The 18,446-nt window shown below is 50.9% G+C and carries 22 protein-coding genes; 13 read left to right on the top strand and 9 right to left on the bottom strand.

The genetic code is table 11. The features are described 5' to 3' along the window. Window positions 1-12 precede the first annotated feature (12 nt). Entirely contained in the window at window positions 13-573 is a 561-nt protein-coding gene (locus tag EFO84_RS09730) for an FMN-dependent NADH-azoreductase (protein WP_127347872.1), read from the bottom strand. Between the two features lie 121 nt (window positions 574-694). Here EFO84_RS09730 and EFO84_RS09735 point away from each other — a divergent pair, with 121 nt between their 5' ends. The 4 genes from EFO84_RS09735 (at window position 695) to EFO84_RS09750 (ending at window position 4,808) form a co-directional block, all read left to right on the top strand. Beyond that, on the top strand, window positions 695-1,657 hold the full coding sequence (locus EFO84_RS09735) for a LysR family transcriptional regulator (protein WP_240642687.1): 963 nt from the start codon (window positions 695-697) through the stop codon (window positions 1,655-1,657). A gap of 86 nt (window positions 1,658-1,743) precedes the next feature. Continuing rightward, window positions 1,744-2,970, top strand: coding sequence for an acyl-CoA dehydrogenase family protein (locus EFO84_RS09740; protein WP_127347873.1), 1,227 nt, complete (start codon window positions 1,744-1,746; stop codon window positions 2,968-2,970). Window positions 2,971-2,973: 3 nt separating this feature from the next. Then, the gene (locus EFO84_RS09745; RefSeq protein WP_127347874.1) at window positions 2,974-4,053 is read left to right on the top strand and encodes a phosphotransferase family protein; all 1,080 of its coding nucleotides are present in this window, start codon (window positions 2,974-2,976) and stop codon (window positions 4,051-4,053) included. A 2-nt stretch (window positions 4,054-4,055) separates the two neighbouring features. Further along, window positions 4,056-4,808 (top strand): SDR family oxidoreductase, encoded by a 753-nt coding sequence (locus EFO84_RS09750; protein WP_127347875.1) that lies wholly within the window; start codon window positions 4,056-4,058, stop codon window positions 4,806-4,808. On the opposite strand, the gene EFO84_RS09755 is transcribed toward EFO84_RS09750, so the two are convergent. Both EFO84_RS09755 and EFO84_RS09760 read right to left on the bottom strand, forming a co-directional pair. Beyond that, window positions 4,788-5,294 (bottom strand): hypothetical protein, encoded by a 507-nt coding sequence (locus EFO84_RS09755; protein ID WP_127347876.1) that lies wholly within the window; start codon window positions 5,292-5,294, stop codon window positions 4,788-4,790. The two genes, EFO84_RS09750 and EFO84_RS09755, sit on opposite strands and share 21 nt — an antisense overlap. Then, entirely contained in the window at window positions 5,291-6,259 is a 969-nt protein-coding gene (locus EFO84_RS09760; RefSeq protein WP_127347877.1) for a pirin family protein, read from the bottom strand. The genes EFO84_RS09755 and EFO84_RS09760 overlap by 4 nt, the downstream gene beginning before the upstream one ends. 142 nt (window positions 6,260-6,401) lie before the next feature. Between EFO84_RS09760 and EFO84_RS09765 the strand changes: the two genes are divergently transcribed. The 7 genes from EFO84_RS09765 to glnS all read left to right on the top strand — a co-directional run bounded on the left by EFO84_RS09765 (window position 6,402) and on the right by glnS (window position 11,403). Continuing rightward, window positions 6,402-6,581 (top strand): hypothetical protein, encoded by a 180-nt coding sequence (locus EFO84_RS09765; RefSeq protein WP_127347878.1) that lies wholly within the window; start codon window positions 6,402-6,404, stop codon window positions 6,579-6,581. Beyond that, window positions 6,568-6,855 carry a hypothetical protein gene (locus EFO84_RS09770; RefSeq protein WP_127347879.1) on the top strand — a complete coding sequence of 96 codons (288 nt, stop codon included), beginning with the start codon at window positions 6,568-6,570 and terminating at the stop codon, window positions 6,853-6,855. The genes EFO84_RS09765 and EFO84_RS09770 overlap by 14 nt, the downstream gene beginning before the upstream one ends. Window positions 6,856-6,871: 16 nt before the next feature. Next, the gene (locus EFO84_RS09775; RefSeq protein WP_127347880.1) at window positions 6,872-7,261 is read left to right on the top strand and encodes a hypothetical protein; all 390 of its coding nucleotides are present in this window, start codon (window positions 6,872-6,874) and stop codon (window positions 7,259-7,261) included. A gap of 2 nt (window positions 7,262-7,263) precedes the next feature. Further along, window positions 7,264-8,019 carry a 5-oxoprolinase subunit PxpA gene (locus EFO84_RS09780; RefSeq protein ID WP_205701972.1) on the top strand — a complete coding sequence of 252 codons (756 nt, stop codon included), beginning with the start codon at window positions 7,264-7,266 and terminating at the stop codon, window positions 8,017-8,019. Then, window positions 8,016-8,669 (top strand): 5-oxoprolinase subunit B family protein, encoded by a 654-nt coding sequence (locus tag EFO84_RS09785; protein WP_127347881.1) that lies wholly within the window; start codon window positions 8,016-8,018, stop codon window positions 8,667-8,669. Before EFO84_RS09780 ends, EFO84_RS09785 begins: the two co-directional genes overlap by 4 nt. A gap of 11 nt (window positions 8,670-8,680) precedes the next feature. Continuing rightward, a complete protein-coding gene (locus EFO84_RS09790) occupies window positions 8,681-9,655 on the top strand; it encodes a 5-oxoprolinase subunit C family protein (RefSeq protein WP_164742429.1) in 975 nt (324 codons plus the stop codon). Window positions 9,656-9,732: 77 nt separating this feature from the next. Beyond that, a complete protein-coding gene (glnS, locus tag EFO84_RS09795) occupies window positions 9,733-11,403 on the top strand; it encodes a glutamine--tRNA ligase (RefSeq protein ID WP_127347883.1) in 1,671 nt (556 codons plus the stop codon). Between the two features lie 18 nt (window positions 11,404-11,421). Here glnS and EFO84_RS09800 read toward each other — a convergent pair whose 3' ends face one another. The 5 genes from EFO84_RS09800 to EFO84_RS09820 all read right to left on the bottom strand — a co-directional run bounded on the left by EFO84_RS09800 (window position 11,422) and on the right by EFO84_RS09820 (window position 14,978). Further along, complete coding sequence (locus tag EFO84_RS09800; protein ID WP_127347884.1) at window positions 11,422-12,723, bottom strand: DEAD/DEAH box helicase; 1,302 nt, start codon at window positions 12,721-12,723, stop codon at window positions 11,422-11,424. A 48-nt stretch (window positions 12,724-12,771) separates the two neighbouring features. Continuing rightward, entirely contained in the window at window positions 12,772-13,218 is a 447-nt protein-coding gene (gene fur / locus EFO84_RS09805) for a ferric iron uptake transcriptional regulator (RefSeq protein ID WP_127347885.1), read from the bottom strand. 80 nt (window positions 13,219-13,298) lie between these two features. Next, window positions 13,299-13,814, bottom strand: coding sequence for a flavodoxin FldA (gene fldA, locus EFO84_RS09810; protein WP_127347886.1), 516 nt, complete (start codon window positions 13,812-13,814; stop codon window positions 13,299-13,301). A gap of 51 nt (window positions 13,815-13,865) precedes the next feature. Next, the gene (locus EFO84_RS09815) at window positions 13,866-14,081 is read right to left on the bottom strand and encodes a DUF2788 domain-containing protein (protein ID WP_127347887.1); all 216 of its coding nucleotides are present in this window, start codon (window positions 14,079-14,081) and stop codon (window positions 13,866-13,868) included. A 27-nt stretch (window positions 14,082-14,108) separates the two neighbouring features. Further along, window positions 14,109-14,978, bottom strand: coding sequence for an alpha/beta fold hydrolase (locus EFO84_RS09820; RefSeq protein ID WP_348534537.1), 870 nt, complete (start codon window positions 14,976-14,978; stop codon window positions 14,109-14,111). Window positions 14,979-15,010: 32 nt separating this feature from the next. Between EFO84_RS09820 and EFO84_RS09825 the strand changes: the two genes are divergently transcribed. Both EFO84_RS09825 and pgm read left to right on the top strand, forming a co-directional pair. After that, entirely contained in the window at window positions 15,011-15,499 is a 489-nt protein-coding gene (locus EFO84_RS09825; RefSeq protein WP_127347888.1) for a replication initiation regulator SeqA, read from the top strand. Next, complete coding sequence (gene pgm / locus EFO84_RS09830) at window positions 15,499-17,142, top strand: phosphoglucomutase (alpha-D-glucose-1,6-bisphosphate-dependent) (RefSeq protein ID WP_127347889.1); 1,644 nt, start codon at window positions 15,499-15,501, stop codon at window positions 17,140-17,142. Before EFO84_RS09825 ends, pgm begins: the two co-directional genes overlap by 1 nt. Here pgm and EFO84_RS09835 read toward each other — a convergent pair. Beyond that, a complete protein-coding gene (locus EFO84_RS09835) occupies window positions 17,117-18,400 on the bottom strand; it encodes an MFS transporter (protein ID WP_127347890.1) in 1,284 nt (427 codons plus the stop codon). The two genes, pgm and EFO84_RS09835, sit on opposite strands and share 26 nt — an antisense overlap. Between the last annotated feature and the right edge of the window lie 46 nt (window positions 18,401-18,446).

Raw genomic sequence — 18,446 nt, forward strand, 5'->3', positions numbered from 1 at the left:
TGACCGCGCAGTTTAAGACAGCGCGGCAATATCCTGTGCTGCGGCAGCAAGTGCTTGTTGCCGTGGCTCATCACCCATATTGACGCCTTCAGCGCGAATTAAATGAATATCGTTTAAGCCAATAAAACCAAGTACCGTGCGCAGGTAGCTCTCTTGGTGATCCATAGCTGCCGCTTCGCCTTTGCTGTATACGCCACCACGGCCGGAGGCGATATAGATGGTTTTGCCAGGTAACAAGCCCTGAGGGCCTTGTTCGGTGTACTTGAAGGTCACGCCGGCTTTCACGATACGGTCTAACCAAGCTTTAAGCTGAGTTGGAATGGTGAAGTTGTACATGGGTGCGCCAATGACAATGGCGTCGGCCGCCTTTAGCTCATCAATCAGCTGATTGGTCAGGGCGTTGTCTTGAGTTAATGCTGCCGCATCTAAATGTGGGATCGGCTCGGCGACTAAGTCGCGATGCGTCAAGGTGGCTTGGTGTTGCGCTTGCAAGCGCTTGACGATGTCAGCGGTTAACTGGCGGCTGACTGATTGGCCCGGGAATAAACCTGAATCTAGTTGTAAAATATGCATGGTGTACCTCATTGTTGAAATCAGTTAGGAATGACTTAATGACTTATGGCACTAGTATAGAGTGTTCCATTTTTATCGGTAGATAGATAATATGGAAACAATCGTTCCACAAATGGAACGAATGAAAAGATTCATTATTGGATACGTAGCCATGGCCATTCCAGATTTAACTAATTTTCTTATTTTTGCGCGGGTGGTTGCGGCCGGTAGTATCAGCGCTGGGGCGCGTGAGCTTGATATGCCGAAATCCACTGTGAGTCGGCGCTTAACGGACTTAGAGCAGCAACAGGGTGTACGCTTGTTGCATCGTGGTACCCGCGGACTGCGTTTGACCGATATTGGTCGCGCCTTTTTGGCCCATTGTGAAACCTTAGTAGAGGCTGCTGAGGCGGCCCAGCAAGTCACCCAGTTGGTACAAGAAACCCCGCGTGGCGATATCCACTTGAGTTCACCCTTTGCCCTTAGTCAAAGTATGTTACGTGAGTTATTGCCGGAGTTTATGCGACGCTACCCCGAGGTGCGGGTGCATTTATTGGTCACCAACCGACCGGTAAACCTGATTGAAGAGGGCATTGACGTGGCGCTGCGGGTGCGATCTAGTATTGACGATTCATCATTGATTGCGCGGCCTTTGGCTGATGCGCCGTCAACGTTATTTGCGGCACCATCATTGTTGGCTGGCCGCAGCGATTTACATCCACTGGACTTGATTCATTTACCGCAGTTGTCATTGCATTACACCAGTGGTCGCTATCGCTATGAATTTACCCACCGTAGTGGTGAACAGTTATCATTAAGCTACCGGCCACGACTTATTACCGACGACATGTTTGTATTGTTAGAGTCAGCCATTGCTGGCCACGGCGTAGTGGCACTACCCAATTACATTGCCGCAGATGCGGTAAAACAGGGGCATCTGCAGCTGGCCTTGCCGGATTGGCGCTTACCGATGGGGATCATGCATATGGTTTATCCGTATCGGCGAGGTCTGCTGCCGGCGGTGCGGGTACTGATTGATTTTTTAGCCGAACAAATGCCATTAGCCGCAAAGCGCTCACTATTAATCGATACCCCCAGTATTTAGGGCTTTTCTTTTGCCGTCAGCTGACTACAATCATTTAAACAGTTGTTTAAAAATACTTATCGCCAACAGCGAGACGAGGAAGCCCCATGGATTTTAATCCCAGCGCCAAAACTTTGGATTATCGGCAACGGCTGATTGCCTTTATGCGTGAGCATATTGAGCCGATTGAAGCGCACTATCACAAAGAAAACCGCCGTTTGAATGCCGATGGTGATTGGCGCACTTGGCAGGTGCCACCGATTGTCACCGAGTTGAAGGCCAAGGCCCGTGCGGCTGGCTTGTGGAATTTATTTTTACCCGATAATGAGTTAGGCGCTGGTTTAAGCACATTGGAATATGCGCCCTTGGCCGAAGTGATGGGTCATAGCTTATTAGCCCCCGAGATATTTAATTGCAATGCACCGGATACTGGCAATATGGAAGTGCTGTATCACTTTGGCAGTGCCGGCCAGCAACAGCAGTGGTTGACACCGTTACTGCGTGGTGAAATTCGCTCGGTCTTTTGTATGACAGAGCCTGATGTCGCCTCCTCCGATGCTACCAATATGCAAGCGCGTATCGTTGCCGATGGCGATGATGTGGTCATTTCTGGGCGTAAATGGTGGTCGACCGGCTTAGGCCATCCGCAGGCAAAATTTGCCATTGTGATGGGGCTGACCGATCCCGAAGCCGAAAAACACCGCCGTCATAGCATGGTGTTGGTGCCGCTAGATACCCCTGGCGTGACCATAGAACGTATGTTACCGGCTTTTGGCGAGTACGATGCCCCGTACGGTCATGGTGAGGTGTTATTTGATAACGTCCGCGTGCCAGCAAGCAATGTGATTGGTCAACTTGGCGATGGCTTTAAGATTGCCCAAGGGCGGTTAGGGCCGGGCCGTATCCATCACTGTATGCGTGCGTTAGGCGCGGCAGAACGGGCGTTACAACTGTTTGTACAACGCGGCCAAGACCGGATTGCCTTTGGTCGGCCGTTGCTACAACTGGGCGGCAATATGGAACGCCTGGCGGATATGCGTATTGCTATTGACCAAGCGCGCTTACTGACTTTCTATGCGGCGTGGAAGATTGACCAAGTGGGTGCTATGAAAGCGCTGGCTGAAATTTCAGCGATCAAAGTGGCAGCGCCGAATGCCTTGCAAATGGTGGTGGATGAAGCCATTCAGATTTTTGGTGGTGCTGGCATGAGTCATGATGTGCCGCTTACTGCATTGTTCGCTATGGCGCGGGCACTTCGCATTGCTGATGGCCCTGACCAAGTGCATCGCGCCACCATCGCCAAAGTTGAACTGGCCAAGTATCGGGAGCGTTAGGCTATGACCGCTAGTAACCGTAGCGAAGACCAAGCGGGGCAAGTGCGCAGTGGTGAAGAGCTACCCGTGGCGCAACTACAACAGTGGTTACAGCAGCAACTCCCGGAACTCAGTGGTGAGATGCAGGTCAGCCAGTACAGCGGTGGCGCCTCCAATTGGACCTATCGGCTGCAATTTGCCAACGCCGATTTAATTTTACGCCGACCACCAGCCGGTACCAAGGCCAAATCAGCCCATGATATGGGCCGCGAGTATCGCATTCAAAAAGCGCTCAAGCCGGTGTTTGCAGCGGTGCCAGAGATGCTCCTGTACTGCCAAGATGAGAGCATTATTGGTGCTGAATTTTATGTGATGGAACGCATTGCTGGCATTATTCCGCGCAAAAATATGCCGCGCGATGTCACGCTCAGCGAGCAGCAAACTCGCCAGCTGTGCCAAAATGCGCTGGATACTTTAATTCAATTGCATCAGGTTGATATTGAGCAGGCTGGTTTAAGTGACCTAGCCAAAGGAGCGGGGTATACCCAGCGCCAAGTCAGTGGTTGGAGTGAGCGCTACGGTAAGGCGAAAACTTGGAATGTGCCCAGTGGTAAGGGCATTATGGCGTGGCTGCAAGCCAATATGCCAAACCGCGAACGGATTTGCATGACCCATAACGATTTTCGCTTTGATAATTTAGTGCTCGACCCGAGCGATCCAACCCATATTATTGGCGTGCTAGATTGGGAATTAGCCACCCTGGGCGACCCGCTGATGGACGTCGGTAACATGTTGGCTTATTGGATCCAAGCCGATGACGATGCGGTAGCACGCTCAACGCGGCGTCAACCCACCCATCTATCTGGCATGTTCACACGCAAGCAAGTTATTGATTATTATTGCAAAGCTATGAACGTATCAGCGCGAGACTTTAGTTTTTACGAAGTATTTGGGCTATTTCGCTTAAGTGTGATTGCCCAGCAAATTTATTACCGCTATCACCACGGCCAAACCAATAATCCCGCGTTCAAGAATTTTTGGTTTTTGGTCAATTATTTACACTGGCGTTGTCGCCGTTTAATCAAGCAAAGTAAAAGGATCTAGTCATGCGCAAAACCATTCTAATTACCGGCGCCAGCTCAGGGCTGGGCGAAGGCATGGCTAAGCAATTTGCGGCAATGGGGCGTAACTTAGCCTTATGTGCGCGGCGTACCGACCGGCTTGAGCAGCTTCGCACCGAGCTATTAGCACAGAATCCCGATTTAACCATCAGTGTGAAGGCCTTAGATGTGAATGATCACGAGGCGGTGTTTCGGGTCTTTAAAGAATTCCAACAGGAGTTTGGTGAGATAGACCGGGTGATCGTCAATGCAGGTATGGGCAAGGGTGCATCATTAGGCACCGGCTACTTCTATGCTAACGTGCAAACCGCGCAAACTAACTTTGTTGCCGCCATTGCCCAATGTGAAGCGGCGTTGGAGATTTTCCGTGCCCAGCAACATGGCCATTTGGTGACCGTCAGCTCCATTAGCGCGTTGCGCGGTATGCCTCGAGCAATGACGGTTTATGCCGCCACCAAAGCAGGCTTATCGGCACTGACCGAGGGTATTCGCGCCGATTTAATTCGCAGTAAATCAGCAATTAAAACCAGCACCATTTGCCCCGGATTTATCCGTTCAGAAATCAACGAAAAGGTCAAAAACACCCCGTTTATGGTGGACAATGAGACCGGTTGTAAGGCCTTGGTGAAAGCTATCGAAAAAGAGCCCGTTACCGCTTATGTACCGGGCTGGCCATGGGCCGTGATTGCCTTTTTGATGAAACGCTTACCGCTCAAGTTAGTCATGAAGCTCGGTTAATTGACATAGATCCATGCGCTCGGTAGCAATACTGAGCGTATGTGGACGGTCATTAACGTCATCATACACCACCGAATTCTTCGCCAGAGCAATATCACCGCGGCTTTGACTATGAGCCACCAGCACCGTAGTTTGATTGCGCCAGCCGATGGTTAAACACTGTTGCATGCTGTCGTTGTGCAGCTTTTCAGCAGTCATGATGCGTTGCCAGTCACCATTTAATGGTTCAAATAGCCATAGTTCGTAGCCACTCCAACTCGGCTTGCCGCCGCGCTGGCAATGCTGCAGATGTAATTCAGCGGCGCCATCGCTGGTGGTCAGCAGTTCCAAGCTGGTGCAATCCGCCAATGGCGGCGGATCCGGTTCATAAACTGTCCACTTGTACACCAGTACCGCGCTAAACAGCACCGCTAAAGTAATAGCCGCTGCTAAAATCCAGATCCCTAAGCGCCGAATGGCTGCTCTCAATTTTCCTAGCCAGTTCATTGATTGTCCTCTTGACTCGGCAGTTCCGGAGCCATCATTCGCTCCCCTTGATAACTACTGACACTGCCAAAGCGGCTATGACCAACATTCCATTGCTGTTGTGCTTGCTGTAATTGTTGCATATCAGCAGCGACAAAATTCCACCACATTCGCACTGGTTGCTCGAAGGCTTCACCGCCGATCACCAGCAGTTTGGTATCCGCTGAAAGCTCAATCGCCAACCGTTGCCGATTACTCCCCAGATTGAGCAATTGGTGTGCCACGACGGTTTGCTCGAGGCTATCAATACGACCCGTAACCACGTATAAAGCATGCTCAAATTCGCGCTCTAGGACCAGTTCAATGGCAGTGGCTTTTGGGGTGCTGAGCAGCAACGCTATTGATGGATGAAAACTCAATGCTGGTGAGGTGAAACGTTGCACATTGTCACCATCATCACGACGATAGCTGCCGACCAACAGACTGGCGGTGCAGTCACCGATAGAAAATTTCGGCACCTGCGGATAATGGTCAAAGCGCGGTTGGGTATCTGCGCTTGCCGGTGGCAGGGCACTCCATAGCTGCAAACCATGCAGTGGCTCACTGAGCTGTTGATCAGCCACTTCGGCATGGCTTATACCGTGGCCACTGGTCATTAAATTGAGTTGGTCACGGCGCAAGGGCTGTTGGTAGCCGAGGCTATCGTGATGCAGCAGTTGTCCGGAAAATAACCAAGTGATGGTTTGTAAGCCGCAATGCGGGTGCGGTGCCACGTCAAAATCAGCATAGTCAGCTATCGGTAGTGGACCAAAATGATCAACAAAGCACCATGGCCCAACCATGCGCAGACCACGCTGCGGGATCAGTCGTTGAACCGTCAATTTCGGGCTGATTTTTCGCGCTAAAGGCAAATAAACCGTGGCATCACGTTGCAATAATTCAGATTCACACAGTTCGGCTTGGTTATCATCGATGCTGCGACTCATGTAGGTTAGGTCTCCATAGGTTAGAAAATGAGTATGGCATTGACCGCGATAATAGTCGAATAGTGCGGTGTGACGCTTTTCACACTGGCTAGAATTGGGTATTGTGGTGTGGTAATAAACCAGCCTATCTCACGGGGGCATCATGCTGATTGCACTAGTGGTGGTTATTATCGGTTTAGTCACGTTGCTCAGCGGCGTGTGGGAGCAAAATTATGTCACCATTGCCATTGGTGTGGTGCTGATGACCGGTGCTTGGCTCAGTTTCTATTTAACCTGGCGTAAACACGCTAAAGCAGGACAGATAAACCATGATAAAAACTAATATCGTCACGCGTATTGCGGCCTTGGCCGTTATTGTTGCAGGGTTATTATTGGGCGTGTTATCGCCCGCCGGTGATAATACCGGCAACTGGCGATTGCTTGGCCTCGGTCTGCTGATTGTTGGGGTGGTGTGGCTAATCAGTCAAAGGCAGGCTCCTATTGAAGAGCGTCAGCCTGAACCCTATCAGGCCCCAGTCATGCAATGGTATCAGTCGCCGATTTTGTGGGTACCAATTATCATTGCGGTGGTGGCGATTTTGTCGCTAGTACTGTAGTTGGGGAGTGGCCACCATGTCATTGACACAACGTTTAGTGATTCTTGCTGGTTTAGTTGGCTTGCTGTTTTATACCGCGACTCCAGAGCAGCTCTGGACTGTTATGGTTAATTATCAATTAAGCTGGTACAGCTTAGGTGTGCCGGTGGCTTGGGGGCTGATTCTCGGGGCCTTTGCCAGCCTGTTGGGGGTCACTGCTATACAGCGCTGGCTGGAGCCGCTGACGCTGATTGCTATGGCACTACTGACCATGGGGTTGACTGGTGCTGCTGCCGTTTTCGGTGCCCATCAAATTACCGCCATAATCATTCCACCGTTACAAATTGCTGCGATTGGTTTGGGCCTGTATCTGTTTGGTTATAGTTATGCGCGTTTTACTGCTGCGCGCAATCGCCATGAGGACTGATCGTGCTGCTTAATTGCGATATGGGGGAAAGTTTCGGCGCCTGGACCATGGGTAATGACGCTGCGGTCATGCCGCATATCGATATGGCCAGTATTGCTTGTGGTTTTCATGCCGGTGACCCACAGGTGATGCAAACCACCGTGCGCCTAGCAGTAAAGCATCAGGTGCGTATTGGCGCGCACCCTAGTTATCCTGATTTAGCTGGGTTTGGGCGTCGTTCTATGCATTTTAGTGACGAGCAGTTGGCGGCAATTCTGCACTATCAGATTGGCGCATTACAGGCTATTTGTGCGCTTCATGGCAGCCAAATTGATTACGTGAAGCCCCATGGCGCCCTGTACAACGATATGCAACGTAATCCAGAGTTATTTGCCACGGTACTGCGGGTCATTGACCAATGTAATCAGCAGCGTCAGCAGCCCTTGCAGTTGTTGACTCTCGCTAGCATTGGTGGTGACTGGCAGCAGCAACAAGCAGCGCGTTATGGTATCCCGTTGTTGTTTGAAGCTTTTGCGGACCGTCGCTATGACCCCAACGGACAATTACGAGCTCGAACACACGCCGATGCGGTGTTGCATGATGCCGCCGAGATCATTGCCCAAGTCAGTCAGCTAGCTACCGGGCAAGCGATTCGTGCCAGCGACGGCAGCGCCTTAATGGTGCAGGCTGACACGCTGTGTGTGCATGGCGATAATGCTGAGGCGGTGGCATTAGTTAAGACCATTCGCCAGCATCTGCTTGGCATGGCCCATGCATGAATTCAGTCAACTTGGTGACCGCAGCCATCGATGCGGTGATGGTAGAATTTCAGCGCCGTATTGATCGCCAGGTAAACGCGCAGGTGCATGCCTTAGCGGCACTGTTGGCAGAAGCTGATCAAGTCGTTGAGTTAGTCCCGAGTTATCGCTGCCTGTTGGTCTACTACAACCCGTTAAAACATAGTGAACAGCAGATCCGTGAGTTGATCTTACAGGCCGTGCAACAACCGCTCACAGTAACCCCGGAAAGCACCCTTAATCACCTCATTGAGGTGTGCTATCACCCCTCGTTGGCTCTGGATAGCGAATTGATAAGCACTCAAACTGGGCTGAGTAGCGCGGCCCAAGCTAGCTTGCATAGTGGTGAAGATTATTGTGTATACACCCTCGGTTTTGCGCCGGGGTTTGCCTATCTCGGTGACCTACCACCAGCACTACAATTACCGCGTTTAGCGACGCCAAGAGCCGCCGTACCGGCATTGAGTGTGGCCATTGCTAATCAACAAACCGCGATTTATCCGCACAGTTCCCCCGGTGGCTGGTTGATTATTGGGCGCGCGCTAGCATTGCCGCAACTGAGCGCTGGCGATCGCGTGCGTTTTGTTGCCATAAGCCTAGCCGATTATCAGGCGCGAGCGGTCACTCAATGAGCAATGACACGATGAGCAATAATATCATCAGCCACAGCGTTCTGAGGGTAGTCAGCGCTGGGTTTTACACCAGCCTGCAAGATTTTGGCCGGTTTGGTTTGCTCGCCGCTGGTATCACTCGTGGTGGCCCGGTTGATGAGCGCGCATTCTTGTGGGCCAATCGGCTCCTCGATAACCATTACAATGCAGCACAATTGGAAATCACCGCCAGTGCTTGTCGGTTGGCGTGTTTAGCTGAGACCCAAGTTTGTGTCACGGGGGCAGCAAGTCAGGTCGTGATTAACGGCGAACCGCAGCGCAGCTGGCAAGTTCTCACTCTACGCGCTGGTGATCAGTTAGAGATACCACCGCCGCAGCGTGGATTGCGAAGTTACCTTGCTATTCGTGGTGGTTTCAGTGCCACTCCCTGCCAAGGCAGTGTGGCAACGGTGCGCCGTGACCGTCGCGGTGGTATCCATGGTGATGGCCGTTTGCTTGCTGACGGTGAGGTCTTAAAGGCACCATTGTTTAGCGTTGAACTGCCGCAACGGCGGCCGCAGCAGGAACTCCTCGCCGCCTTAATCAGTCAACCCAGCACACCACTGCAGCTGGGTATTATTGCCAGCGGCCAATATCAGCAGTTCAGCGATAGTGCGCGGCAACTGCTCACTAATCAAACCATGCGAGTGAGTCCCGCACATGACCGTATGGGCGTGCGACTGCAGGTTGAGCAACCGATAGAGTGGGCGGGCGAGCAACTGATTTCTGAGCCACTTGCGGTTGGCGCCATACAAATCCCCCCTGATGGCCAGCCGATTGTCATGCTCAATGACCGCCAAACCCTCGGCGGTTACCCTAAAATAGCTACTTTAAGCTGGCAAGCGCGCTGTTTATTGGCGCAAGCCGGCAGTGGCACGCAGCTGCAATTTTATTGGCAAGAGCTCAGCGAAGCACAAGCACATTGGCGTGAAGTAGCGCAGTTTTTTCATCTACCGCGCAGCGGTTAACAAGGCTTGCACGGCACCGCGGAAACTGCGATCATAAGCACCATTTTGCAGGTGTACTCACTGGAGATTTTTGATTCATGGCAGCAGACGCGCCCCGTAGTAACTTTATTCGGCAAATCATCGACAAAGATTTAGCCAGCGGCAAACACGCCTCGGTACATACGCGGTTTCCGCCGGAGCCGAACGGTTTCTTGCACATTGGTCACGCTAAATCGATCGTGCTGAACTTTGGCATTGCTGAAGACTACCAGGGTAGCTGTAATCTGCGCTTTGATGACACCAACCCGCTGAAAGAAAAAGTCGATTATGTCACATCGATTCAAGAAGATGTGAGCTGGCTTGGTTATCAGTGGCAGGGCACACCACGTTACGCCTCAAACTACTTCGATCAACTTCATGGTTATGCCATTGAGTTAATCAATAAAGGCTTAGCTTATGCTGACTTTTCCTCGCAAGAGCAAATGCGCGAAATGCGCGGCACCTTGAAAGAGCCCGGTGTGAATAGTCCCTATCGTGATACCAGCCCGGCTGAAAACTTGGCTATTTTCCAAGCCATGACGGCTGGTCAGTATCAAGAGGGTGAAGTGTGTTTGCGGGCTAAAATAGATATGGCATCGCCGTTCATGTGTATGCGTGATCCGGTGATTTATCGTGTGCGCTTCGCCCATCACCACCAAACCGGTGATCGTTGGTGTGTGTACCCAATGTACGACTTTACCCACTGTATTTCCGATGCCATTGAAGGTATCACCCATTCATTGTGTACCTTGGAATTCCAAGATAACCGTCGTTTGTATGACTGGGTGCTAGACAACATCAGCATTGACTGCCATCCGCAACAAATCGAATTTTCGCGCCTCAATCTGCAATACACTGTGATGAGTAAGCGTAAACTCAATCAACTGGTTGAAGAGGGCTTAGTCAGTGGTTGGGACGACCCCCGTATGCCGACTATTGCGGGCTTACGCCGCCGCGGTTACACGCCCGCCTCGGTGCGCGAATTCTGTCACCGTATTGGCGTGACCAAAATGGATAACCAGGTGGAAATGAGCATGCTCGAATCCTGTATCCGCGATGAACTCAACCAGCACGCGCCGCGCGCTATGGCGGTCATTGAACCGTTGCGGTTGGTGATTGAGAACTATCCCGCTGATCAGCACGAATTGTTGCAGGCACCGAATCATCCTAACGATGACAGTATGGGCCAGCGGCAGTTACCGTTTGCACGTGAAATCTGGATTGAAGCCGATGATTTCCGTGAAGAAGCCAACAAAAAGTACAAGCGCCTCGTGCTTGGTAAAGCAGTGCGCCTGCGTAATGCTTATGTGATCACCGCTGAGCGCGCCGACAAAAACGCTGATGGCACTATTACCACGGTCTATTGCCGCTATGATGCCGACACCTTGGGTAAAGACCCAGTGGATGGCAACAAGCCTAAAGGGGTGATTCACTGGGTTGCCGCTAGCCATGCCGTGGCGGCTGAATTCCGCTTGTATGACCGCTTGTTCAAAGTGGCTAACCCAGCCGCTGAAGATGACTTTGTTGACAGCTTGAATCCCCAGTCATTGGTGGTGAAGCAGGGTTTTGTCGAGCCAAGTTTGCAACAAGCATCTGCTGCCCAGGCGTATCAATTTGAGCGTATTGGTTATTTTGTTGCCGATAGCAAGGATAGTTCAGCCGCCCAGTTGGTCTTTAATCAGACCGTTGGCTTGCGCGATACTTGGACTGGAAGCAGCGACGCAGAATAGCGTCGCTGTTGGTTGAGTTTAACGTGGGCGTCGCGCTGGTTTACCACTGCCGCCAGTGCGATTGCCGCCACCGTTGGCATTGCCACCACCATTGTTGCTACTACCATGGCTACGCTGACCACCTTGATTGGAGCGACCACGTGGCTGACGCTGTTCACGTTTGGGCGCTGGCCGACCTTTGACCAGGTCAACGGCATCAAAGCCGTCCACCTGGCATTGGGTGATACGTTGGCCAATCAATTTCTCGATACCACGTAAATCACGCACTTCTTCTGGGCTTACCAACGATATAGCCTGGCCGCTCGCACCCGCGCGCGCGGTTCTGCCAATACGGTGGACATAATCTTCACTGACGTTGGGCAAATCGTAATTCACCACCAACGGTAATAAATCAATATCAATACCACGGGCAGCGATATCAGTTGCTACCAGCACTTGAACCCGACCTTGTTTAAAGTCATCAAGGGCTTTGGTACGCGCCCCTTGGCTCTTGTTGCCGTGGATAGCCGCAGCTAAAAAGCCATTGGCTTCAAGTTGCTTGACCAAGCGGTTAGCACCATGCTTAGTACGGCTAAATACCAGTGTCTGCGGGGTTTTATGAGCCCGTAATAAATGACAGAGCAGGGCGGTTTTCTGCGTCTGCTCAACACCATATAAGGACTGTTCAACACGCTCGGCAGTGCTGTTTGGCGGGGTGACCGAAATTTCTTGTGGATTATTCACTAAGCCTTTGGCTAGGGCGCGAATCTCGTCAGAAAAAGTCGCCGAGAATAGCAAGTTCTGCCGTTGTGTGGGTAGTAAGCGCAAAATCTTCTTAATGTCGTGAATAAAGCCCATGTCGAGCATGCGATCGGCTTCGTCCAATACCAGCACTTGCAGCTGCTGAAATTTCACCGCATTTTGCTGGTACAGGTCGAGCAATCGGCCAGGCGTGGCGATTAAGATATCGATACCTTTGCGCAAGCGCATCATTTGCGGATTAATACCTACCCCGCCAAACACCACCGCAGACGATAGTTTCATATCGCGACCATAGGTTTGCACGCTGTCAGCAACTTGCGCAGCTAATTCACGGGTCGGGGTGATAATCAACGCTCGCACATGATTAGCGCGCGGCGCCTGACCGTTATTTAAGATCTCGAGTAACGGCAGGGTAAAACCGGCGGTTTTACCGGTACCGGTTTGTGCTGCCGCCATCACATCGCGGCCTTGCAAAATGGCTGGAATGGCTTGTTGCTGAATGGGGGTTGGCTCGGTATAGCCCTGTTCGGCAAGTACGTTTAATACCTGCGCAGATAAACCTAACTGCTCAAAACTCATGAAATAATGGATTCTCAGTGCGGCGCTATGAAGCAAAGCGCCGTTGCTTTAGTCCTGTGTGGACAAATTGTGTTCGCAGCTGGCGGCATTCTTACATTCGCCGTATAGATACAAACTGTGATTGATGAGATTGAGATTATTCGCGTTGGCAATTTGCTCTTGGCGATCTTCAATCATGTCATCTTCAAATTCAAACACGTGGCCGCAGGTCAGACACACTAAATGGTCGTGATGCGCTTTGTTACTCAGCTCAAACACTGAGCGACCACCTTCAAAGTGATGACGACTGACTAAGCCAGCATCATCAAACTGGTTGAGCACGCGATACACTGTGGCCAAACCAATTTCTTCGTTTTTCTCGAGCAGGATTTTATAAACATCCTCAGCACTGATGTGCTGGTTGGCAGGGTTCTTTAAAATCTCAAGGATCTTGACCCGTGGAGAGGTGACCTTAAGGCCAGCTTTCTTCAACTGGAGTTCGTCTTTGCTGCTCATTAGTCTCGCTTCGCTATCAACTTCGCCTGCGCCATTATAGCCACAAGCCAAGTGCCTTGTGAATGCCTTGATTAGCCCTGCTATTCAAGACCCATTTCTTCACGAATTAGCGCGCACCATTGTTGCACACGCTGCTTGGTCAGTTCAGGTTGACGATCTTCATCAATACCTAAACCAACAAAATGCTGATCATCAACCAGTGCCCGTGACGCATCAAAGTGATAACCGTCAGTTGGCCAATGGCCCACAATAATTGCGCCACGTGGCTCGATAATGTCACGTACGGTACCCATGGCATCAAGAAAGTATTCGGAATAGTCCTCTTGATCACCACAGCCAAAGATCGCGACTAGCTTGTTATTAAAGTCAATTTGCTCAAGCTCTGGGAAAAAGTCATCCCAATCACATTGTGCTTCGCCATAATACCAGGTTGGAATACCAATCATGATTAGGTCAAAGCTAGCGATATCTTCTTTGCTGGATTTTGCAATATCAAAGACATCAATTAGCTGCTTGCCCAATTCTTTTTGGATCATTTGCGCAACTGCTTCGGTGTTACCGGTATCACTGCCAAAGAAAATGCCAACACGTGCCATAAGGTGTTACATACCTGTGCTAAAAATGAAAATGTTACCGATTGTGCTATGTTACAGGCCGCTTTCCCAGAAGGCTTGAATAATGCCCTTGGCGATAAACCCCGCACAACCTAAAAATAGAACCAGCCAGACAAACCAGCGCCCGAACTTCGGCACGTTGCCCTTTTTTAAAACGTCTTGAATGGCAAGACCGATCAATAAAAACAACACTGCTAAGGCAAAGTTTGTTCCTAAGGTTTCGATCAGTTCAAAATGTTCTGACAACATCGATGGTCTCCAGCAAATTGGCCGAGATTATACCACGCCAAGCCGCTCGGTGCGACTATGTTGCGCCAGAAATGCCATCACTAAGCGGTTAAAAATCTGTGGCTTTTCGGCATGCAACCAATGCCCAGTGCCTTCAATAACTTTCAATTCTACGCGGCTAAATCGTTGCCGAATGGCCGCTTCGTGTTGCGCTAAGAGATAGTCGGAAGCGCCACCCTTGATAAATAAAATAGGCCCAGAGTAGTGACCATCGGTAACCGCGCCGGCGAGGGTTGGGTAATTGTGTTGCAACGCTGCTAAGTTCAACCGCCAGCTAAACTGGCCTTCATCGAGGCGCAGATTCTTCAACAAGAACTGCCGTACACCGATGCTATCAATCGTTTTTGCGAGGGCTTGGTCAGCCTCTTTGCGACTGCTAATAGTGCTTAAATCAAGGCTGCTCAGGGCATCAAGGATATGATGATGCTTGGCTTCATACGCTACCGGGGCAATATCGGCGGCCACCACACTGAGGCTTTGTTGCGGGTAGCGCAGGGCAAATTCCATCGCCACTTTGCCACCTAATGAATGGCCGACTAAATGTACCGCTGGCAGTTCAAGCTTGGTCAGAAGCTGCCGCAGATCTGCGGCCATTAAGGCAAAATCCATGTGTTCGGCATGTGCTGAATCGCCATGATTACGTAAATCAACATAAATCACCTGATAATCCTGTTGGAGCTCACGGCCTAAGCCTTTTAGATTATCTAAATCGCCGAATAGCCCGTGCAGCAGCACTACCGCTGGCCCGTTACCTTGTATTTCATAATTCAAATCTAGCGAGCTCGATTGACTCATCACCACCTCATACTCTGTGAATATCTGTACCCGCGGCTTGGCTTCGGTATAATAGCCCATCATACGCATTGATAACCAATTAGGGTAACGACCCGATGACTAAGCAGATCGACATTGACGACGAATTATATCGCTATATTGCCAGCCACACGCAACATATTGGCGAGAGTGCCTCAGCGATTCTGCGGCGCTTACTTGGGTTTCAACAAGCTATTGTGCCCGCAACACCAGCGCCTACTAACCCAACGCGTACAATTTTTGATGTGATGAGCAAAGCCGACTTAGCCGGTCAGCGCAGCATCGTCGCACGCTTTCTATATATCTTGAGTATGTTGCACCGTTGTCATGCACAGCAATTTGAGCGGGTACTGCAGATCACAGGGCGCGACCGTAAGTATTTTGCCACTGTAGAACGCGAGCTCGAAGAAGCTGGCACCAGCACCAATCCAAAGCAAATACCCGATAGCGACTATTACGTGGTGACTAATAACAACACCACGCGCAAAAAAATGATGCTGACTCAGGTAGCGTTAGAGCTCGGCTATAACCAAACACAAGCTGAACGAATCAGGGACTTACTCTAATGGCATTGCATGAACGCGCTGGACAGCCAGCCCAAGCGAGTGATTTGACCAATATTGCACAACTGGTGAGTGCTTATTTTGTGCATGATGTTGACCCCCGCAAAAAAGCCGAACAAGTACAGTTTGGCACCTCTGGCCATCGCGGTTGTTCACTGAACAATAGCTTCAATGAAGCACATATTTTAGCGATAAGCCAAGCGCTGGTGTTATATCGTGAGGAGCAGGGTATTACTGGGCCAATATTTGTTGGTCGCGATACCCATGCCTTATCTGAAGCGGCCTTTATGACCACCTTAGAGGTACTCATTGCCAATGGTCTTGAAGTGCATGTGCAAAGCGACGATGGCTACACCCCAACGCCAGTGATTAGCCATGCTATTTTGCGCTATAACCGTGGTCGCAAAAAAGGTTTAGCCGATGGTATCGTGATCACCCCATCGCATAACCCACCCAGCGATGGCGGCTTTAAATACAATCCGCCGCACGGTGGACCGGCCGATACCGATGCGACCCGAATCATTGAAAAATATGCTAATGCTATTTTGAGTTCGGAGTTAATTGGAGTGAACGCAGTGCCTTATGCTGAAGCTCGCGCCAGTAAGCGCCTCAAGCAGGTTGATTGGCGTAAAGCCTATGTCGAAAGCCTCGATCAAGTGGTGGATATGGCGGCAATTGCGAAGGCCGGTGTGCGTATTGGCGTCGATGCTATGGGCGGTGCCGGGGCCAGTTACTGGGCTTTGATGCGCGATCATTATGGTCTCGATATCAGCGTGAAAAACGCTGTGGTAGATGCCACCTTCAGCTTTATGAGCTTGGATAAAGACGGCAAGATCCGTATGGATTGCTCGTCGCCGTATGCCATGCAATCACTATTGGCGTTAAAAGATCAGTTTGACATCGCTGTGGCCAATGACCCTGATTATGACCGTCACGGTATTGTCACGCCATCACACGGGCTCATGAACCCTAACCATTTTCTTGCCGTTGCAATTGATTATTTGTGCCAAAGTCGTGGCTGGCCGGCGCAGCTAGCGATAGGTAAAACCTTGGTATCCAGTGCCACTATTGACCGTGTGGTAGCCGCGCATGGCCGTCCATTGCGTGAAATGCCGGTCGGCTTTAAATGGTTTGCGCAAGAATTGCATGATGGCGTGACCGCGTTTGCTGGTGAAGAAAGTGCTGGTGCAACATTTCTTGATCGCCAAGGTTTGCCATGGTCGACCGATAAAGACGGTATCGTCATGGCATTACTGGCGGCCGAAATAGTCGCCACGCAAAAATGCGATCCAAGCCAGTATTACCAAGCCCTCTGTAGCAAACACGGTACTGCCTATTATCAGCGTATTGATGTGGCATCAAGCGCAGAAGCCAATGCGGCGTTTGCGGATCTTCGCGGCTACAAATTGGGAATTACCGAGTTAGCGGGTGATGCAGTGACCGCGGTGATGACCAAAGCACCAGCCAACCAAGCCTTGATTGGTGGGGTTAAAGTGACAACCGTCAATGGTTGGTTTGCAGCGCGCCCTTCAGGCACTGAACCAGTATATAAAATCTATAGCGAAAGCTTTGTCAGTGCTGAGCATTTGCAGCAGTTAGCTAGCGAAGCTCAGCAATGGGTTAATCGTTGGTTGGGCGTGGCATAGGGCCGGGACCATCGGCTTCGCCTTCTTGCATCTCTTCAGCTAATGCCGTTAACACGCCGTCAGAAGTTGCTGACGGCGGTACCATGGCAAATGCTGAATGAGTTTGTAAGCGTGCTTTGGGACGTTTGCCGATACGGAATAACGAGTACACACTGACACTTGCGGTAAGCGCCATTAGCAGTAAGAAGAAGTAATCAACCCCACCAAATTCCATCAATACGGCCACCAGTGGTGCACCGATAATAGCGCCCATGGCACCCACTTTAATGATGGCACCAGTAGCGCCAACCATCTGATCTTTTTCTAAAAAGTCATTGGTGTGGGCCATACCTAACGAATACATCGGCAGGGCACAGGCCCCGAGTAACCCCATACAAAGGTAGATTAACGCGACCGAATCGGCATTTAGTTGCGATAAAATCAGCGACATCACCGCCGCGATACCGGCACTGGCGGCCATAATCCAGCGCCGATCAATGCGATCTGATAAGAAGCCGATCGGTGCTTGCGCGAGTAAGCCACCGAGGATAAAAGCGGCCATAAATAATGACACTTGCTCGACCGTCAGACCAATATATAACGCGTACATGGGCCCGATACCATAAAACATGGCGAAACAGGCCTGCATGATAAAGGCGTTCACCAGCCCGAGGGGAACAATTTTAAACAGTTCCCCGAGCGGTACTTTGCGCGGTTCATTGCCGCTCGGCTCCACCGTAACACTGATCAGAATTGGAATAATCGACAGGTTCATCAGCAATGCCACCAAGGCAAAAGCGACGAAGCCGCTTGGATCGGCAATACCCAGTAGCAGCTGGCCAATGACCAGACCGCCGTATATTAGTACCAGATAGACCGATAGCACTTTGCCTCGATTGCGGTTATCTGCCATGGTGTTCAGCCAGCTCTCAACAATGACAAAGATAGCGGACATGGCAAAACCAGTCATGAAGCGCATGACAAACCATACCAGTGGGTCTATCCACACCGCTTGAATTAATACTGATGCTGCACCTAATGCGGCTAATCCTCCAAAGGCACGAATGTAACCAACGCGGCGAATATCTTTCGGAGCGCGGGTAGTGCCAAACAGAAAGCCAATAAAATAGGCCGACATGATCATACCGGTGGTGAGGGTACCGAAATCTTCCATGGTGGCGCGCAATGACAACAGGGTGCTGGTCATGCCAACACAAATACCAATAAAGGTGACGCTGGTGAGAAGCGAGCTAATTGCTCGCAGTTGTTGCTTCAGCATGCGGGTATGATCCTTGCTTGCGCGCGTGTGGCGGCGGCCGATACAG

Origin of the sequence: Pseudidiomarina mangrovi (assembly GCF_003999375.1) — a bacterium.
Lineage (GTDB): Bacteria > Pseudomonadota > Gammaproteobacteria > Enterobacterales > Alteromonadaceae > Pseudidiomarina > Pseudidiomarina mangrovi.

Coding starts and splice junctions, on each gene's coding strand:
- EFO84_RS09835 (WP_127347890.1), bottom strand. CDS start 18,400: ATGCTGAAGCAACAACTGCGAGCAATTAGCTCGCTTCTCACCAGCGTC.
- EFO84_RS09760 (WP_127347877.1), bottom strand. CDS start 6,259: ATGAGTCGCAGCATCGATGATAACCAAGCCGAACTGTGTGAATCTGAA.
- EFO84_RS09785 (WP_127347881.1), top strand. CDS start 8,016: ATGAATTCAGTCAACTTGGTGACCGCAGCCATCGATGCGGTGATGGTA.
- EFO84_RS09800 (WP_127347884.1), bottom strand. CDS start 12,723: ATGAGTTTTGAGCAGTTAGGTTTATCTGCGCAGGTATTAAACGTACTT.
- EFO84_RS09735 (WP_240642687.1), top strand. CDS start 695: ATGAAAAGATTCATTATTGGATACGTAGCCATGGCCATTCCAGATTTA.
- EFO84_RS09730 (WP_127347872.1), bottom strand. CDS start 573: ATGCATATTTTACAACTAGATTCAGGTTTATTCCCGGGCCAATCAGTC.
- EFO84_RS09750 (WP_127347875.1), top strand. CDS start 4,056: ATGCGCAAAACCATTCTAATTACCGGCGCCAGCTCAGGGCTGGGCGAA.
- EFO84_RS09745 (WP_127347874.1), top strand. CDS start 2,974: ATGACCGCTAGTAACCGTAGCGAAGACCAAGCGGGGCAAGTGCGCAGT.
- EFO84_RS09740 (WP_127347873.1), top strand. CDS start 1,744: ATGGATTTTAATCCCAGCGCCAAAACTTTGGATTATCGGCAACGGCTG.
- glnS (WP_127347883.1), top strand. CDS start 9,733: ATGGCAGCAGACGCGCCCCGTAGTAACTTTATTCGGCAAATCATCGAC.
- EFO84_RS09765 (WP_127347878.1), top strand. CDS start 6,402: ATGCTGATTGCACTAGTGGTGGTTATTATCGGTTTAGTCACGTTGCTC.
- EFO84_RS09790 (WP_164742429.1), top strand. CDS start 8,681: ATGAGCAATAATATCATCAGCCACAGCGTTCTGAGGGTAGTCAGCGCT.
- EFO84_RS09815 (WP_127347887.1), bottom strand. CDS start 14,081: ATGTTGTCAGAACATTTTGAACTGATCGAAACCTTAGGAACAAACTTT.
- EFO84_RS09770 (WP_127347879.1), top strand. CDS start 6,568: ATGATAAAAACTAATATCGTCACGCGTATTGCGGCCTTGGCCGTTATT.
- EFO84_RS09755 (WP_127347876.1), bottom strand. CDS start 5,294: ATGAACTGGCTAGGAAAATTGAGAGCAGCCATTCGGCGCTTAGGGATC.
- EFO84_RS09820 (WP_348534537.1), bottom strand. CDS start 14,978: ATGATGGGCTATTATACCGAAGCCAAGCCGCGGGTACAGATATTCACA.
- fur (WP_127347885.1), bottom strand. CDS start 13,218: ATGAGCAGCAAAGACGAACTCCAGTTGAAGAAAGCTGGCCTTAAGGTC.
- EFO84_RS09775 (WP_127347880.1), top strand. CDS start 6,872: ATGTCATTGACACAACGTTTAGTGATTCTTGCTGGTTTAGTTGGCTTG.
- EFO84_RS09825 (WP_127347888.1), top strand. CDS start 15,011: ATGACTAAGCAGATCGACATTGACGACGAATTATATCGCTATATTGCC.
- fldA (WP_127347886.1), bottom strand. CDS start 13,814: ATGGCACGTGTTGGCATTTTCTTTGGCAGTGATACCGGTAACACCGAA.
- pgm (WP_127347889.1), top strand. CDS start 15,499: ATGGCATTGCATGAACGCGCTGGACAGCCAGCCCAAGCGAGTGATTTG.